Source organism: Bradyrhizobium sp. CIR48, from assembly GCF_014198315.1.
Lineage (GTDB): Bacteria > Pseudomonadota > Alphaproteobacteria > Rhizobiales > Xanthobacteraceae > Bradyrhizobium.
The window spans coordinates 510,001-525,636 of the sequence record NZ_JACIHG010000004.1 but is presented as its reverse complement, the minus strand read 5'-3'; the positions used below and the strand labels follow the sequence as shown (position 1 = coordinate 525,636).

Annotated in this window: 15 protein-coding genes (1 of these 15 only partly in view); 8 read left to right on the top strand and 7 right to left on the bottom strand. The window is 65.1% G+C overall.

Annotation, left to right across the window (positions count from 1 at the left end; all coding sequences use genetic code 11):
• Positions 1-110 precede the first annotated feature (110 nt).
• The 5 genes from GGD66_RS16030 to GGD66_RS16010 form a co-directional block, all read right to left on the bottom strand.
• Entirely contained in the window at positions 111-1,238 is a 1,128-nt protein-coding gene (locus GGD66_RS16030; protein WP_183258318.1) for an acyl-CoA dehydrogenase family protein, read from the bottom strand.
• Positions 1,239-1,265: 27 nt separating this feature from the next.
• Positions 1,266-3,137 (bottom strand): AMP-binding protein, encoded by a 1,872-nt coding sequence (locus GGD66_RS16025; RefSeq protein ID WP_183258317.1) that lies wholly within the window; start codon positions 3,135-3,137, stop codon positions 1,266-1,268.
• A gap of 43 nt (positions 3,138-3,180) precedes the next feature.
• Positions 3,181-3,987 carry an enoyl-CoA hydratase/isomerase family protein gene (locus GGD66_RS16020; RefSeq protein WP_183258316.1) on the bottom strand — a complete coding sequence of 269 codons (807 nt, stop codon included), beginning with the start codon at positions 3,985-3,987 and terminating at the stop codon, positions 3,181-3,183.
• Positions 3,988-4,183: 196 nt separating this feature from the next.
• Positions 4,184-4,942: an SDR family NAD(P)-dependent oxidoreductase gene (locus GGD66_RS16015; RefSeq protein WP_183258315.1), complete on the bottom strand. Its 759-nt coding sequence runs from the start codon at positions 4,940-4,942 to the stop codon at positions 4,184-4,186.
• A 55-nt stretch (positions 4,943-4,997) separates the two neighbouring features.
• Positions 4,998-5,657 carry a TetR family transcriptional regulator gene (locus tag GGD66_RS16010; protein WP_183258314.1) on the bottom strand — a complete coding sequence of 220 codons (660 nt, stop codon included), beginning with the start codon at positions 5,655-5,657 and terminating at the stop codon, positions 4,998-5,000.
• Positions 5,658-5,807: 150 nt separating this feature from the next.
• Between GGD66_RS16010 and GGD66_RS16005 the strand changes: the two genes are divergently transcribed.
• Together GGD66_RS16005 and GGD66_RS16000 are read left to right on the top strand one after the other, a co-directional pair.
• Complete coding sequence (locus tag GGD66_RS16005; protein ID WP_183236657.1) at positions 5,808-6,980, top strand: acetyl-CoA C-acetyltransferase; 1,173 nt, start codon at positions 5,808-5,810, stop codon at positions 6,978-6,980.
• Between the two features lie 117 nt (positions 6,981-7,097).
• Complete coding sequence (locus GGD66_RS16000; protein ID WP_183258313.1) at positions 7,098-8,642, top strand: acyl-CoA synthetase; 1,545 nt, start codon at positions 7,098-7,100, stop codon at positions 8,640-8,642.
• 117 nt (positions 8,643-8,759) lie between these two features.
• On the opposite strand, the gene GGD66_RS15995 is transcribed toward GGD66_RS16000, so the two are convergent.
• Positions 8,760-9,302, bottom strand: coding sequence for a methylated-DNA--[protein]-cysteine S-methyltransferase (locus GGD66_RS15995; RefSeq protein ID WP_179731842.1), 543 nt, complete (start codon positions 9,300-9,302; stop codon positions 8,760-8,762).
• A gap of 138 nt (positions 9,303-9,440) precedes the next feature.
• Between GGD66_RS15995 and GGD66_RS15990 the strand changes: the two genes are divergently transcribed.
• The gene (locus GGD66_RS15990; protein ID WP_183258312.1) at positions 9,441-10,259 is read left to right on the top strand and encodes an alpha/beta fold hydrolase; all 819 of its coding nucleotides are present in this window, start codon (positions 9,441-9,443) and stop codon (positions 10,257-10,259) included.
• 2 nt (positions 10,260-10,261) lie between these two features.
• Positions 10,262-11,074: an alpha/beta fold hydrolase gene (locus GGD66_RS15985; RefSeq protein ID WP_183258311.1), complete on the top strand. Its 813-nt coding sequence runs from the start codon at positions 10,262-10,264 to the stop codon at positions 11,072-11,074.
• Between the two features lie 50 nt (positions 11,075-11,124).
• Here the strand turns inward: GGD66_RS15985 and GGD66_RS15980 are convergent, their stop codons facing one another.
• Positions 11,125-11,580, bottom strand: coding sequence for a carboxymuconolactone decarboxylase family protein (locus GGD66_RS15980; RefSeq protein ID WP_092255952.1), 456 nt, complete (start codon positions 11,578-11,580; stop codon positions 11,125-11,127).
• 99 nt (positions 11,581-11,679) lie between these two features.
• Between GGD66_RS15980 and GGD66_RS15975 the strand changes: the two genes are divergently transcribed.
• From GGD66_RS15975 to GGD66_RS15960, 4 genes are all read left to right on the top strand, one after another.
• Positions 11,680-12,549: a sigma-70 family RNA polymerase sigma factor gene (locus tag GGD66_RS15975; protein WP_092255632.1), complete on the top strand. Its 870-nt coding sequence runs from the start codon at positions 11,680-11,682 to the stop codon at positions 12,547-12,549.
• 178 nt (positions 12,550-12,727) lie between these two features.
• Positions 12,728-13,405, top strand: a complete 678-nt coding sequence (locus GGD66_RS15970; protein ID WP_183258310.1) for a GntR family transcriptional regulator — start codon at positions 12,728-12,730, stop codon at positions 13,403-13,405.
• A gap of 126 nt (positions 13,406-13,531) precedes the next feature.
• Complete coding sequence (locus tag GGD66_RS15965) at positions 13,532-14,332, top strand: phytanoyl-CoA dioxygenase family protein (protein WP_018316233.1); 801 nt, start codon at positions 13,532-13,534, stop codon at positions 14,330-14,332.
• A gap of 163 nt (positions 14,333-14,495) precedes the next feature.
• Positions 14,496-15,636 carry the 5' portion of an NAD(P)H-dependent oxidoreductase gene (locus tag GGD66_RS15960; RefSeq protein ID WP_183258309.1) on the top strand. 209 nt of this gene lie beyond the right edge of the window, so 1,141 of the gene's 1,350 nt are visible here — the first part of the coding sequence; it begins with the start codon at positions 14,496-14,498; its stop codon lies beyond the right edge, outside the window.

Here is a 15,636-nt window from a genome sequence, read left to right as displayed (position 1 = left end):
GCCGAAGGCGTAACTCACCTCTTTGGTTTCCTCGTCGACGGAAGTGGTGGGTTACGCCCAGCGGATCGCGCTTCGCGCATCCGCAGGACTAACCCACCCTACGAACCTAATTACGCCGCGTTCTTCTTCCGCATGCGGTCGATCAACTGGTCTTCCCAATAGGACAGGCTCCCCAGCCCCAGCGCCATCGCGTTGGCGCGGCGGTAGTACATGTGGCAGTCGAACTCCCAGGTGAAGCCCATGCCGCCGTGAACCTGGATGTTGTTCTTGGCGCAGTGCTGGAATGCCTGCGTCGCGCTGATGCGTGCGGCAGCAGCGGCTTCCGGCAATTCAGCCGCGTTGGTCGAGAGCGCCCAGGCGCCGTAATAGCTGTTCGAGCGCGCCAGCGTGGCCGAGACATACATGTCGGCGAGCATGTGCTTCACCGCCTGGAACGAGCCGATCTGGCGACCGAAGGCGATGCGGTCGAGCGCGTAGTCGCGGCCCATCTCCAGCGCGCGGTCGGAGCCGCCGACCTGCTCGAACGCACACAATACCGCGGCGCGGTCGAGCACCTGGGTGAGGATGCTCCAGCCTTCGCCGGCGGCACCCAGTGGCTCGGCCTTGCAGTCTTTGAAGGTGATCTCGGCCTGCCCGCGGGTCGGATCGAGATTGGTGAGACTTTTCACCTCGACGCCGCCGGCTTTGAGATCAACCAGGAACAGCGAGATATCACCGTCGCGTCCGCTCGAACCTGTGCGGGCGGCAACCACGGCGAAGTCGGCAATCGCACCATCGGCGACCGGTTTCTTGACGCCGTTGAGCACGCCGTTCGCAGCCGTCAGCTTGACGTTCTTCGGCGCGGGATTGCCCTTGCCCTCGAACAGCGCCAGCGTGCCGATCGCCTCGCCCGAGGCAATCGCCGGCAGCCATTTCTTCTTTTGCGCGTCGCTGCCGGCGATCAACAGCGCTTCGGCGGCGAGATACACGGTCGACGAGAACGGCACCGGCGCGTTCGCGCGGCCCATCTCCTCGGCGATCACGCAGAGCTCGAGATGACCGGCGCCCGCGCCGCCGAACTCCTCTGGGATCGCGACGCCGAGGAAACCCATTTCGGCGAGGCCCTTCCAGAGCTCCTTGTCGTAAGGCGCCTTGCCGTCGAGCGCCACACGCACCGCCTTCGGCGAGCATTTTTCGGTGAGGAATTTGCGCGCCTGATCGCGGAGCTGCTTCTGGTCGTCGGAGAAGTCGAAGTTCATGGCGCGTACCCGTGTTGATGATGTCGATTACTTGAGAACGATGACGTCTTGATCCGGCTTGTCGGCATACAGCCGCTCCACCATTGCGGCGCGGCGCTCGAGGCCGGCGCGCTGATTGATGTAGCCCTTGTCGGTAAGCTCGTTGCCGTCGATCGAGGGCGGCTCGACCATCAGCATGGCCCGCGCGATGATGCGGCTGCTGGCGCCCTCGCACTCCTTGTTGTGAGTTTCCAGCCCGCGCCTGAAGCAGGCGAGCACTTCAGGGTGCTTCACTGCGTCCTCGAAGTTCAGCTCGGGATTGCCGACAAGTTGCCGGCAGGCGTGCAAATTGGGCCAGGCCAGCAGGCCGATGAACGGGCGGTCCTGCCCCGCGACCAACGCATCGTGCACGACAGGCGTCGCAGCTGCGATCGTATCGGTGCGGAGCGAGCCGACATGCACGAAGGTGCCGGTGGTGAGCTTGAAGTCTTCGACCACGCGACCTGCAAAGATGATGCCCTTCACCGGATCGGAATCGTCGACGAAAATGCCGGCATCACCGATGCAGTAAAAGCCTTCCTCGTCGAACATCTGCTTCGTCAGCTCCGGCTGGCCGAAATAACCGGGCGTGACGTTGACGCCGCGCAGCCGCAGTTCGTATTTCGAGCCGCACGGCACCATCTTCAACTCGACGCCGGGGAACGGCAGGCCGATGAGGCCGACGCGCTCGGTATCCCAATAAGTTCCGGTCGAGGTCGGCGCGGTCTCGGTCGAGCCCCAGCCGGTGTAGAACACGATGCGCTCGCCGGTGGTCTTCACCGCGAGGGCCTGCATGCGGTCGTAGAGATCGTCAGGCAGGCGCGCGCCGCCATAGGCCATGATCGAGAGGTTCTTGAAGAACGAGCGGCAGAGCGCGTCGTCCTTCTCCATGGCGGCCGCGAGCGCCGCATAGCCGGCCGGCACGTTGGCGTAATAGGTCGGCGAGATCTCGCGCAGGTTTCGCAGCGTCTCCTCGAACTGGCCCGGCATCGGCCGGCCGTCGTCGATATAGAGCGTGCCGCCATCGACCAGGATCGGATGGAATGCCGCGTTGCCGCCCATGGTGTGATTCCAGGGCATCCAGTCCAGCATGGTCGCAACAGGGCCATCAGGCGAACGTGGCCGCACCTGCATCATCATCGCTGCATTGGCGCACATCATCTTCTGCGTGTTGATGACCGCCTTGGGCATGCCGGTCGAGCCTGACGTGAACAGCAGCTTGCCGACGGTGTCGGGCGTGATCTTCGCGATCGACTCCTCGACGTCCTCGGTCACCGGAGTTGCCGCGAGCTCAGCAAAGCTGACGCTCTTGATGCCCTCACATGGCCGCGCGACGTGAACCACGGTGACGCCGGCGAGGTCGATCGCCTTCAGTGCCTTCTCGAAGGTCGGGCCGTCCTGCACCATCACCACGGCCGGCTTGATCAGGTCGAACAGGTATTTCAGCTTGACGTGATCGTGGCTCATCAATGAGTAAGCCGGCGAGACCGGCGCTGCCGGGACGCGCGCCTGCATCGCGGCCTGCGTCATCAGCGCATGCTCGATCGAATTGCCGGAGAGGATCGCAACGGGGCGGCCGTCGAGTCCGAGGTTGAGCAGACCTTGCGTCAGCGCATCCACAGTGCGCTTGGCTTCGCCATAGGACACCTTGCGCCATTCGCGATTGGGACCACCGCGCTGAGCGAGCCAGATGCGCTCGGGCGCTTCCTTCGCCCATTTCGCCAGCGAGGCCGGGATGTGCTTCTCGTAAGGCTGCAGCGGAATGCGCGACTTCAGCACCACCGTGCCGTCGCTGCGACGCTCGACGTCGATGTCGCGCGCGAGCCACTCGATCTTGCGAAAGGCGGGCTTCGTCATCACGGCCGCCGCGCTTCCACTCATTTTGCGTCTCCCGGAATTATTGTCCTTTGCGGATCGTTCTCGTTCAGCGCTTGATATAGACAGGCTTTCGTTTCTCAAGGAAGGCCCTGATGCCTTCCGAAAATTCCTCGGAACGGCTGCACAGGACCTGGTTGCGATCTTCCATGGCGATAACGGCCTCCAGCGATCCCGCGTCGACACTCATGTTGAGGCATTCCTTGGAGAGACGCAGGCCCACGGGCGAGGCCGTCATCATCGCCTCGACATAAGGCTCGGCCGCGTCATCGAGCCTGTCCTCGTCCACGACTTCCGAGACGAGGCCGACCGCGAGCGCGCGCTCCGCGCCGATGAAGCGCCCCGTGAGGATCAGCTCCGACGCCACGGACACGCCGACCAGCCGCGGCAGGAAATAGCTGGTGCCGATGTCACAGCCGCCGAGGCCGAGCTTGATGAAGGCGCAATTCATTCGCGCCGATCTCGTCGCGATGCGGATGTCGGAGGCCAGCGCCAGCGCAAATCCGCCGCCGGCGGCCGCACCCTGCACCAGCGTCAGGATCGGCTGCGGACAACGTCGCATCAGCATCACGATGTCAGCGATGCGACGCTGCGAATCCAGCGACTCCGTGACGCCGGGCGGCTCCTGTTGTCCGGCACGGCGGGCCATCGCCGCCTTGAGGTCGAGGCCTGCGCAGAAATTCCTGCCGGCACCCTTCAGCACCACGACACGCGTGTCACGGTTGCGTTGCAGGCCCTGGAAATAGTCGTTGAGCGCGTCGATCAGCGCGGGATCGAGCGCGTTGAGGTGCTCGGGCCGATTGAGCGTCACCCGGTCAACGCCGTCGTCATGCTCGATCAGCAGCGGTTGGGACATGGGGGCCTCGTGCATCCGCTCTTTGGGTGGCGGTTATTGCGCCCTCTCCCCTTGTGGGAGAGGGCAAGATCGCTGTCAGCCTAGAGTTCACTTGGGTGAGGGGTCTGTCTCCGCAGACGAGATCGGGGAGAGAGCCCCCTCATCCGGCGCTTCGCGCTACCTTCTCCCACAGGGGGAGAAGGAAGAAGAGCGCCGCTTACCTCGGCGCCATGCGGATGGCGCCGTCGAGGCGGATGGTCTCGCCGTTCAGCATCGCGTTCTCGACGATGTGCACCGCGAGCGAGCCGTATTCCTTGGCATCGCCGAGGCGCGAGGGATGCGGCACCTGCGCGCCCAGGCTCTTGCGGGCTTCCTCGTTCAGCCCCATCAGCAGCGGCGTGAAGAACAGGCCGGGCGCGATGGTGTTGACGCGGATCTTCTGGCTGGCGAGGTCGCGCGCGGCCGGCAGGGTCAGGCCGACGACGCCACCCTTCGAGGCCGAATAGGCGATCTGGCCGATCTGGCCTTCATAGGCCGCGACCGACGCCGTGTTGATGATGACGCCACGCTCTTCACCGACGGGTTCGATCGTGACGAGGCGCTCAGCGAACAGACGCAGGCAATTGAAGGTGCCGATCAGGTTGACGTTGATGATGCGCGCGAACTTTTCGAGCGGGTAGACGCCGTCGCGGCCGACGATGCGCTGCGAGCCGCCGATGCCGGCGCAGTTCATCAGCACCCGCGCAACGCCATGCGCGGCTTCCGCCTTGGCGATCGCGGCCTTGATCTGCTCTTCGCTGGTGACGTCGGCATGGAGCGCCACGCCCTTCACCTCGGCCGCGACCTTCTCGGCATTCTCTTTGTTTTGGTCGATCACGCCGATCTTGGCGCCCTTGGCCGCCATGGCGCGGGCGGTCGCCTCGCCGAGGCCCGAACCACCGCCGGTGATGAGAACGGCTACGTCTTTCAATTCCATGACAGGCTACCTTTCCTTGGACGTTTCTTCTCTAGACTTGAGAGTTGCGGCCGGATCATCCGGCCGCGGCAGCTTCCTCGACTTGCGTGAGGATGCCGCCGCAGATCAGCGTTTCCATGTGCTTGATATATTGCCGGCAGACGTCGTCGGTGACCGGGCCGACGCCGGTCGCGCGAGACATCGCGTGCCGGCCGAAGAACAGATGATCGCAGGCGCCGATCAGGCTGGTGTAGAACAGCACCGGATCGGTCTGGCGGAACTCGCCGCGGCTGACGCCCTCGGCGAGCAGGCGGCGGTGAAAGTCGAGCAGCGGCGCCACGAAGAATTTTGAAACTTCGTCCGCGGAGCCGGCGACGCTCTCATGCAGGAGATAGTGAATCAGCCGGTTCATATAGGGGAACCGGTGATAGGCGCGGATGATGCCGCCGATATGCAGCTTGAGCTTCGCCGTCGCCGTGATCGGCTGCGCCAGCAGATATTCGAGATTGGACATCTCGGTCGCGGCATCCCGCGCGAGCAGTGCCAGCAGCAGCCCGTCCTTGTTGCCGAAGTGATATTTGACCAACGCGGCGTTGGCGCCCGACTTCTGCGCGATGTCGCTGAGCGAAATCTCGATCGAGGAGCGTTCGATCATCAACTCGCTCGCGGCCACGAGCAATTTCTCTGCCGTGGAATTTTTTCCGCTGGGGAGCCTGTTCGGTACGCTGGTAGTCACGGAGATCCCTGAATGCACCTCGATAGGCGCGCAGATAAGCCCAAGCAGCGGCTCATCACAAGAATTAATTGATCGATTGACTAAATGATCTTGCGTCCCTTAAATCCGCCCCGACAAACGACCCAATCAAGAATTCAGGGAGAGACCGACATGGCCGAGGCTTACATCGTCGCCGCTGCGCGTACCGCGGGCGGGCGCAAGGGGGGCCGTCTCGCCGGCTGGCATCCGGCCGATCTCGCCGCAAAAGTGCTGGACGAGTTGGTCGACCGCACCAAGGTCGATCCGGCGCTGGTCGAGGACGTGATCATGGGCTGCGTGATGCAGGTCGGCGAGCAGTCCAACAATGTCGCGCGCAACGCGATCATGGCCTCGAAGCTGCCGGAGAGCGTGCCGGGCACCTCGATCGATCGCCAGTGTGGCTCCTCGCAGCAGGCGCTGCACTTCGCCGCGCAAGCCGTGATGTCCGGCACCATGGACGTCGTGATCGCCGCCGGCGTGGAATCGATGACGCGGGTGCCGATGGGCCTGTCCTCGCAGCTCGCCGCCAAGAACGGCTTCGGCCATTACAAGAGCCCGGGCATCGAGGCGAGATATCCCAACATTGTGTTCAGCCAGTTCACCGGCGCGGAGATGATGGCGGAGAAGTACGGCCTGTCGAAGGATGATCTGGACGAATATTCCTATAACAGCCATCAGCGCGCGATCGCGGCGACCCAAGCCGGTCACTTCAAGAAGGAGATCGTACCGCTCGAGATCACCCGCGCCGACGGCTCCAAGGACACCCACCACATCGACGAAGGCATCCGCTTCGATGCCACGCTCGAGGGCATCAAGGGCGTCAAGCTGATCGCCGAGAACGGCAAGCTGACCGCGGCCAGCGCCAGCCAGATTTGCGACGGCGCCTCGGGCGTCATGGTGGTCAACGAGCGCGGCCTCAAGCAGCTCGGCGTCACACCGCTGGCGCGCATCCATCACATGACCATGACCGGCGGCGATCCCGTGATCATGCTGGATGCACCGCTGCACGCCACCAAGAAGGCGCTGGAGAAGGCCGGCATGAAGATCGGCGACATCGACCTGTTCGAGGTCAACGAGGCCTTCGCCTCGGTGCCGACCGGCTGGCTCAAGACCACCGGTGCAGATCCGGCCCGCCTCAACGTCAATGGCGGCGCCATCGCGCTCGGCCATCCGCTCGGCGGCTCCGGCACCAAGCTGATGACGACGCTGGTTCACGCCCTGCACCAGCGCGGCAAGCGCTATGGCCTGCAGACCATGTGCGAAGGCGGCGGCATGGCGAACGTGACGATTGTCGAGCGACTGTAAGAAAAAACAAAAGCGAGTAGTGAGTGGCGAATAGCGAATGGTGAGTAGGCGAAGAGCGGTTTGCCCTTCTTCCTATTTGCCATTCGCTACTCGCCATTCGCGTTTTGAGGAAACGCCATGACTCACCCCTCCATCCATGCCCGCACCACGCCCGACAAGATCGCCTACCAGATGGCCGGCACCGGCAAGGCGATCACCTATCGCGAGCTCGACGAGCTTTCGAACCAGGGCGCGCATTTGTTCCGCTCGCTCGGCCTCAAGGCCGGCGACCACATCGCGCTGCTGATGGAGAACCGCCTCGCCTTCATGGAGCTGTGCTGGGCCGCCCAGCGGAGCGGGCTCTACTACACCGCGATCAGCCGCTATTTGAAGCAGGACGAGATCGACTACATCATCGCCGATTGCGGCGCCAAGGTCGTGATCACGACGCCGAAATGCGCCGACCAGATCAAGGGCCTGATCAAGGGCGCCGCCGGCGAGCCGATCTTCTACATGATGGACGACCCGCTGCCCGGCTTCCGCTCCTACGACGAGGAAGCAGCAAGCCAGCCGATCACACCGATCGCCGACGAGATCGCCGGCTATGACATGCTGTATTCGTCCGGCACCACCGGCCGGCCCAAGGGCGTCAAGAAGGCGTTTGAAGGCAAGACCATCAACGAGCCGAACCCGCTTCTGCGCGTGCTCTGCGCCGACATGTGCGGCATGAACACCGAAAGCACCTATTTGTCACCGGCGCCGCTCTATCACGCAGCTCCCTTGCGCTTCAACATGATGGCGATCGTGCTCGGCGGCACCTCCATCATCATGGAGCATTTCGACGCCGAGGAATTCCTGACGCTGGTCGAGAAATACAAGGTGACGCAGTCGCAGCTCGTGCCGACCATGTTCGTGCGCATGCTGAAGCTGCCGGACGAGATCCGCGCGAAGTACAACGTCTCCACGCTCAAGGGCGCAATCCACGCCGCCGCCCCCTGCCCGGTCGACGTGAAAGCGAAGATGATCGAATGGTGGGGGCCGATCCTGATCGAGTATTACGCCGGCTCGGAAGGCAACGGCGTCACCGTCTGCAGCTCCAAGGAATGGCTGGCGCATCGCGGCAGCGTCGGCCGCGCCGTGGTCGGCAAGGTCAAGATTCTCGACGAGAACGACGAGGAGCAACCGGTCGGCGAGATCGGCACGGTCTATTTCGCCGACGCGCCTGCGTTCACCTACCACAACGACCCCGAGAAGACGAAGAAGGCCTACAACGCCAAGGGCTGGTCGACGCTCGGCGACGTCGGCTATCTCGACAAGGAGGGCTTCCTCTATCTCACCGACCGCAAGTCCTACATGATCATCTCGGGCGGCGTGAACATCTACCCGCAGGAGACCGAGGACGTGCTGATCACCCACCCCGATGTCGCCGACGTTGCGGTGTTCGGCGTCCCGAACGAGGAGATGGGCGAAGAGGTGAAGGCAGTGGTGCAGCCGCACGACATGAAGCGTGCCGGCAAGGCGCTCGAGGCCGATTTGATCGCCTACTGCAAGGGCCGCCTCTCCGCCATCAAGTGCCCGCGCTCGATCGATTTCGAGCCCGAGCTGCCGCGCACGCCCACAGGCAAGCTGGTGAAGCGGCATTTGCGCGACAAATATTGGCCGAAGACGACGGCGAAGATTTAGGGAGGTCTCGTAGGGTGGGCAAAGGCGCGAAGCGCCGTGCCCACGACCTTTCCATGTTACGACGAGACGGTGGGCACGTTCCGCTTTGCCCACCCTACGGCACGGGTGCAAGCCGCCTCAATCAAACAAACTCGGCGTGTGGTTCACCAGCGCGCCTTCGATCTCGAGCATCTTCAGCTTCGTCACCACGCCGCCATTCGCCGAGAAGCCGCCGGGCTTGTTGCCGGCAGCCAGCACGCGATGGCAGGGCACCACGATCGGGCACGGATTGTGGCCGAGCGCCTGGCCGACGTCGCGCGAGAGCTGGACGCCGCCGAGCTGCTTGGCGATGTCGCCATAGGTGAGGGTCTTGCCGGGCGGGATGGCGCGGGCGATCGCGTAGACGCCGCGGTTGAATTCGGGCACGCCGTCGAGATCGAGCTCGATATCGGTGAGGTCATCCGGCTCGCCTGCGAGCAGTTTTGTCATGCGGTCGATCGCCTGCTGCACCTCGGCGGTCGGCTCGGTCTCAACGGCATCACCGTGGCGCTGGCTGATACGGGTGCGGATCTTCTGCTCACCGCCCATCGGCAATTGCGTGCCGTTGATGCCGCGCGGGCCCCAGGCGATGGCGCAGAGGCCGATCCTGGTATCGAACAAGGCAAAGTGCTGGTCGGTCATGGCTTGGTTCCTGAGCTTGCGTCCCTCGTCGCATGCCCCCAATGTGATCTCGGGCTAAATCTAGGCTTGGAAATAGTTGCGATCCACCCGGTTTCCGGGAATCTTGCACAGGAGTTCCAATCCTTCGCGAGCCCCGGAATGCAAAGCCTCCACGTCAACGGATACGATATGCCCTATCTCGACGTGGGCGAGGACAAAGGACGTGCGCCGCTGGTCTGCGTGCACGGCTCGCTCAACGACTTCCGGGTCTGGGGCTGCGTCCTCGGCCCGCTGTCGCAACGGCACCGGGTGATCGCGGTCAGCCTGCGGCACTTCTTCCCGGCGCGATGGGACGGCATCGGCGACACCTACTCGATCGCCCAGCATGTCGACGACGTCATTGCCTTCATCGAGGAGCTCGACCTCGGGCCCGTCGACCTGATGGGCCATTCCCGCGGCGGGCACATCTGCTTCCGCGTGGCGCAGCGGCGGCCGGATCTGTTGCGGCGGCTGATCCTCGCTGAACCCGGCGGCGAACTCGATGCGAGCCTCGATCCCGACTATGTCGGCGGGCCCTCGTCGCTCCTGGCGCGGTTCACGGCCTCGGCCGAGAAGATCGCGGCCGGCGACGTCGATGGCGGCCTTGCCGTGTTCGTCGACACGCTGGAAGGCGCCGGCACCTGGCCGCGGCTGCCGGCCCTGGTGAAGCAGAACCTTCGCGACAACGCCACCACGCTGATCGGCCAGGTCCGCGACAACCGTCCGCCGTTCTCCAAGGCGGATGCGGAGGCGATCAAGATGCCGACCCTATTCGTCCTGGGGGCGCGAACCAAGGGCCTGCTGCCGAAAGTACTGCATGCGCTCGCTGCGCATGTGCCCTATTCCAAGACCGCGATCATCCCGAACGCGACGCATCCGATGTTCGAGCAGGCGCCGCAGAAATACTCCGAAGTGGTTCTCGACTTCCTGGCGTGCTGATCATGCAGACATTCCGCGTCAACGGTTACGACATGGCCTATCTCGAAGTCGGAGAGGGCCATCCGCTGGTCTGCGTGCACGGCACATTAGGTGATTTCCGCACCTGGTATTCGGTGCTCGGCCCGCTCTCGAAATCCCATCGCGTGATCTCGGTCAGCCTGCGGCATTTCTTCCCCGAACATTGGGATGCCGTCGGCGACGACTACAAGATGGCGCAGCACGTTGCCGACACGATCGCCTTCATCGAGCAGGTGACGCCCGCACCGATCGACCTGATGGGTCATTCGCGCGGCGGCCACATTGCATTCCGCGTGGCGCAGGCCCGGCCTGATCTGCTGCGAAAACTGGTGCTGGCCGAGCCGGGCGGCGATCTCGATGCATCCCTGCCGGTGCCGGAAGGCACGCCCGCGCATCCGCCGCTCGCGGCGCGCACCGCGCGCTCGGTCGAGATGATCCGCGCCGGCGATATCGAGGGTGCGCTGCAGAATTTCTACGAGGGCATCGAGGGTGACGGCTCGTGGCGGCGCGTGCCGGCGGCGGCGAAACAGCAGCTGCGCGACAACGCGCTCACCTTCCTTGGTCAGATCAACGAGCAGCGCCGGCCCTACGCGCTCAGCGACGCACAGGCGATCCGCACGCCGACGCTGCTGATCGGCGGCGGCGCGACGACGGGAAGCCTGTCGGTGATGTGGCGCGTGCTGGCCGCGCACATCGCGGGCAGCCGGACGGCAGTCATTCCGAACGCCGGCCACTGGATGTTCGAGCAGGCGCCACTGGAGTTCGGCGAGGTGGTGAACCGGTTCTTGGCGGAGTAGGTGTTCTCGTCGCCTCTCCCCGCAAGCGGGAGAGGCGAGGGAAAGAGACCTCACACCTTCCACACGCCGACCGGCATCTTGATCGTTGCATTCAGCCGGTTCCAGACATTGATGGTCGCGATCGACAGGATCAACGTTGCGAGCTCGCGTTCGTCGAAATGCTTGGCGGCCTCGTTCCAGGTTGCGTCGGGCACCGGATCCTCGCGGTCGGCGAGGCGCGTGACGGCCTCGGTCAGCGCCAGCGCGGCGCGCTCGGCGTCGGTGAAATACGGCGCGTCGCGCCAGGCGGACACGGCGAACAGGCGCTCGTCGGTCTCACCGAGCTTGCGGGCGACCTTGGGGTGCATGTCGACGCAGACACTGCAACCGTTGATCTGGCTGGCGCGGAGGTGCACCAGCTCCAGGAGCTTTTCCGGCAGCCCCTGCTTGGTCAGATTGCCGAGGGATTGCAGGACATTCATGGCCTCGGGGAGGACCATGACAGGGTGATTCATGCGGGCGTGCATCTTTTTCGTCTCCATCGCTCGAATGTCGAAGGTTCCGGTCACATCGGCCGGATTGGCTTCGTCATGGGCATGACGGATCGCGACGAGGGAATGTGACCGATGACCGAAAAAAACTTCGAAGACGATTTTCTCAGCCACCAGTTTGAAGCGAGCCGGGACCATTTGCGCGCGGTCGCCTACCGCATGCTGGGCTCCGGCGCCGAGGTCGACGATGCTGTGCAGGAGGCCTGGCTGCGGGTCAGCCGCTACGACATGTCCGATGTGGCGAATTTGCGCGGCTGGTTGACGACCGTGGTCGCGCGCATCTGCCTCGACATGCTGCGCGCGCGGAAGTCGCGCAAGGAAGAGCCGATGGGCCCGCATGTGCCCGAGCCGCTCGACGAGACGCGGGAGCGCGAGGCGGAGATGGCCGATTCCGTCGGCGCGGCGCTGCTCGTCGTGCTTGAGACCTTGCAGCCGGCGGAGCGGCTCGCCTTCGTGCTGCACGACATGTTCGCAGTGCCCTTCGAGGAGATCGCGCCGATCGTCGGCCGCTCGGTCGACGCATCGCGGCAGCTCGCGAGCCGGGCGCGGCGGCGCGTGCAGGGGGCGCCGGTGCCCGAGACCGACCTGTCGCGCCAGCGCGGAATCGTCGATGCCTTTCTCAAGGCGTCGCGCGAAGGCAATTTCGAAGGGCTGCTCGCCGTGCTCGATCCCGACGTCGTCTTCCGCGCCGATCAGGCCGCGGTGCGGCTCGGCACGCTACCGGAGATCCGGGGCGCGGATGCGGTCGCGCAACTCTACAAGGGCCGCGCCCAGGCCGCGCGGACGGCACTGGTCGACGGCGAGATCGGCGTTGCCGTCATCCTCGGTGGCCAGCTGCGCATCGCGCTGCGCGTGACGTTCAAGGGCGAACGCATTGCCGGAATCGAGGCGCTGGCCGATGCGGAAGGGATCGCCGCGCTGGAGGTGGAGGTGCTGGAGGGTTGAGGCGGAGGTTTTTTCCGCGAAAACAACCCCATGCACAGTAGACGGGTATAGCGATATCAATGACTTAGTGAAGCCGCGCGGGCGCCCTGGGCCCGGGCGCGCAGCTCGTCTTGACGCCCTCCCCCTCCCGCGATACCTTCGAATACGGAATTCCGTATTCCCTCCAGGAGCTGCCGGCGTGATCCCTCTCGACCCGCTCCCAAACCTGATCGACCAGGTCTATGCCCGCATCCTGGAGGCGATCTCCGACCGCACGCTTGAGCCCGGCCAGCGCATCCGGCAGAACGAGCTCGCTGACAAGCTCGGCGTGTCGCGCCAGCCTGTCTCGCATGCGCTGCACCTGCTGCACCGCCAGGGCCTCGTCGCCGAGAGCGGCAAGCGCGGCTTCGAGGTCACCCAGCTCGATCCCGCGCGCATCCGCCAGCTCTACGAGGTGCGCGGCGCGCTCGACGCGCTGGCCGCGCGGCTTGCGGCGAAGCGCGCCGCCAGCGACGCGGCAGGACGCGCACGGCTGGAGGCTGCGTTCGCCGCGGGGCGCGGCATCGACCGCAACACGACACTCACTGAACTGATCGTGCTCGACGTGAATTTTCACCGCGCGATCTATCAGCTCGCCGGCAATCCCGTGATCGAGGAGACGATCGCGCCGCAATGGCCGCATATGCGGCGTTCGATGGCGACAGTGCTGTCGGAGCTCGACTATCGCGGCAGCGCCTGGGCCGAGCACGCCGATATCGCCGGACACATTCTCGCGGGCGACGCGAAGGCCGCCGAAGCCGCCGCGCTGGCGCATGCGCAGACGGCGGGACGGATGACCGAGGAGAGATTGAGGGCGACGGAGGAAGCGGCGGCGTAGCGATTTGCGCTGTCATTCCGGACGCGCGACGCGCGACTACGGTGCGCAAGTGCGCACCTGAGCTCGGTCCTGCGGACCGCGCGGAGCGACGAAACGACAAATAAACAAAACAGGAGGAAACGACCCATGAAACTGTCTCAGGAGCAATTGGAGTTCTTCCACCGCGAGGGCTGGCTGTTCCTGCCCGAGCTGTTCAATCAGGAGGAGGTCGATCTGCTGGCGCGCGAGGCGGTCGGCATCTACGACGCCAACCGTCCCGAAGTCTGGCGCGAGAAGAGCGGCGCGCCGCGCACGGCGTTTGCCGCGCATCTTTACAATGAGGCGTTCGGCCTCCTCGGCGCGCATCCACGCATGATCGACCCGGTCGAGCAGCTGTTCGGCGAGCCCGTCTACATGCACCAGTTCAAGATCAACGCGAAATCGGCCTTCACCGGCGACGTCTGGCAATGGCACCAGGATTACGGCACCTGGAAGCGCGACGACGGCATGCCGGAGCCGCGGGCCATGAATATCGCGATCTTCCTCGACGAGGTGATGCCGATCAACGGGCCTCTGATGCTGGTGCCGCGCAGCCAGAACGCCGGCGATCTCGAAGCCTCGCACGACCTCGCCACCACATCCTATCCGCTGTGGACGCTGGACGAGGCGACGGTGACGCGGCTGGTCGCGCAGGGCGGCATCGTGGCGCCGACCGGCAAGCCAGGCGGCATGCTGATGTTCCACGGCAATCTCGTCCACGGCTCGGCCGGCAACATCACGCCCTTCCCGCGCAAGATCGTGTACCTGACGCTGAACGCGGTCTCGAACTACATCCGCAGCCCGACGCGGCCGGACTACATCGCACATCGCGACTTCGCCCCGATCAAGACGGTGGACGACGACGCGCTACTGCGGCTTGCCCGTGCGCCGCGGCAGGCGGCGGAGTAAGTAGGTCTCGCGCCCCGGACGCAGCGCAGCGCTTCTTCAGCGATGCGCTGCTGAGCCGGGGCCCATGCCGCGCTGATAGTTTCCTTTCTGGATCCCGGCTCCGCGCAGCAGCACTACGTGCTGCACCGCGTCCGGGACACGACTATTACCAGGACAATCCCCCATGAACCTCTTCCGCCTCCTCCAGGCCCGCGCGTCCGGCGGCAAGCCGGTCCGGGTCGCGCTGATCGGCGCGGGCAAGTTCGGCTCGATGTTTCTGGCGCAGGTGCCGCATACGCCGGGGTTGGAGGTGCCCATCATCGTCGACATCGACCGCGACCGCGCGCGCGAGGCCTGCCGCACCGTCGGCTGGAGCGCCGAGCGGATCGCCGCAACCGTCTTCACCGATGACGGCGTGCGCGCCATTGCCGGCGGTGCCATGGACGTGGTTGTGGAGGCGACCGGGAATCCCGCCGTTGGGATCAGGCATGCGCGCGCCGCGATCGCCGCGGGCAAGCATATCGTGATGGTGAATGTCGAGGCCGACGTGCTGGCAGGTCCGCTGCTCGCCGAGGAAGCGCGCAAAGCGGGCGTGGTCTATTCGCTCGCCTATGGCGACCAGCCGGCACTGACCGCCGAGATGGTCGACTGGGCCCGCGCCACCGGCTTCCGCGTCGTCGCCGCCGGTAAAGGCACAAAGTATCTGCCGGCCTATCACGACGTGACGCCTGACGGCGTCTGGCAGCATTACGGCCTGACCGCAGGCGAAGCGCAGTCGGCCGGCATGAATCCGCAGATGTTCAACTCGTTCCTCGACGGCACCAAATCGGCGATCGAGATGGCCGCGATCGCCAATGCCTGCGCCCTCGACGTGCCCACGGACGGCCTGCTGTTTCCGCCCTGTGGCGTCGACGATCTGCCGCACATCATGCGGCCGCGATCGCATGGCGGCGTGCTGGAGCGGCCGGGCGTGGTCGAGGTCGTCTCCTCGCTCGAACGGGACGGGCGGCCGGTGTTTCGCGACCTCCGCTGGGGCGTCTATGTCGTGCTGGAGGCGCCGAACGACTATGCCGCCGACTGCTTCCGGCAATACGGCCTCAAGACCGACGGCAGCGGACGCTATGCGGCGATGTACAAGCCGTATCATCTGATCGGGCTCGAGCTGAACATCTCGGTGCTGTCGGCCGCGCTGCGCGGCGAGCCGACCGGCCAGGCCAGCGGCTTCCGCGGCGACGTCGCGGCAGTGGCCAAGCGCAATCTGCGCGCGGGCGAGATGCTGGACGGCGAAGGCGGCTATACGGTGTGGGGCAAGCTGGTACCGGCGG

Bases quoted from the DNA above. Each gene is read 5' to 3' on its own strand.
- GGD66_RS16030 (WP_183258318.1), bottom strand. From the start codon at position 1,238: ATGAACTTCGACTTCTCCGACGACCAGAAGCAGCTCCGCGATCAGGCG.
- GGD66_RS16025 (WP_183258317.1), bottom strand. From the start codon at position 3,137: ATGAGTGGAAGCGCGGCGGCCGTGATGACGAAGCCCGCCTTTCGCAAG.
- GGD66_RS16020 (WP_183258316.1), bottom strand. From the start codon at position 3,987: ATGTCCCAACCGCTGCTGATCGAGCATGACGACGGCGTTGACCGGGTG.
- GGD66_RS16015 (WP_183258315.1), bottom strand. From the start codon at position 4,942: ATGGAATTGAAAGACGTAGCCGTTCTCATCACCGGCGGTGGTTCGGGC.
- GGD66_RS16005 (WP_183236657.1), top strand. From the start codon at position 5,808: ATGGCCGAGGCTTACATCGTCGCCGCTGCGCGTACCGCGGGCGGGCGC.
- GGD66_RS16000 (WP_183258313.1), top strand. From the start codon at position 7,098: ATGACTCACCCCTCCATCCATGCCCGCACCACGCCCGACAAGATCGCC.
- GGD66_RS15995 (WP_179731842.1), bottom strand. From the start codon at position 9,302: ATGACCGACCAGCACTTTGCCTTGTTCGATACCAGGATCGGCCTCTGC.
- GGD66_RS15990 (WP_183258312.1), top strand. From the start codon at position 9,441: ATGCAAAGCCTCCACGTCAACGGATACGATATGCCCTATCTCGACGTG.
- GGD66_RS15985 (WP_183258311.1), top strand. From the start codon at position 10,262: ATGCAGACATTCCGCGTCAACGGTTACGACATGGCCTATCTCGAAGTC.
- GGD66_RS15980 (WP_092255952.1), bottom strand. From the start codon at position 11,580: ATGCACGCCCGCATGAATCACCCTGTCATGGTCCTCCCCGAGGCCATG.
- GGD66_RS15975 (WP_092255632.1), top strand. From the start codon at position 11,680: ATGACCGAAAAAAACTTCGAAGACGATTTTCTCAGCCACCAGTTTGAA.
- GGD66_RS15965 (WP_018316233.1), top strand. From the start codon at position 13,532: ATGAAACTGTCTCAGGAGCAATTGGAGTTCTTCCACCGCGAGGGCTGG.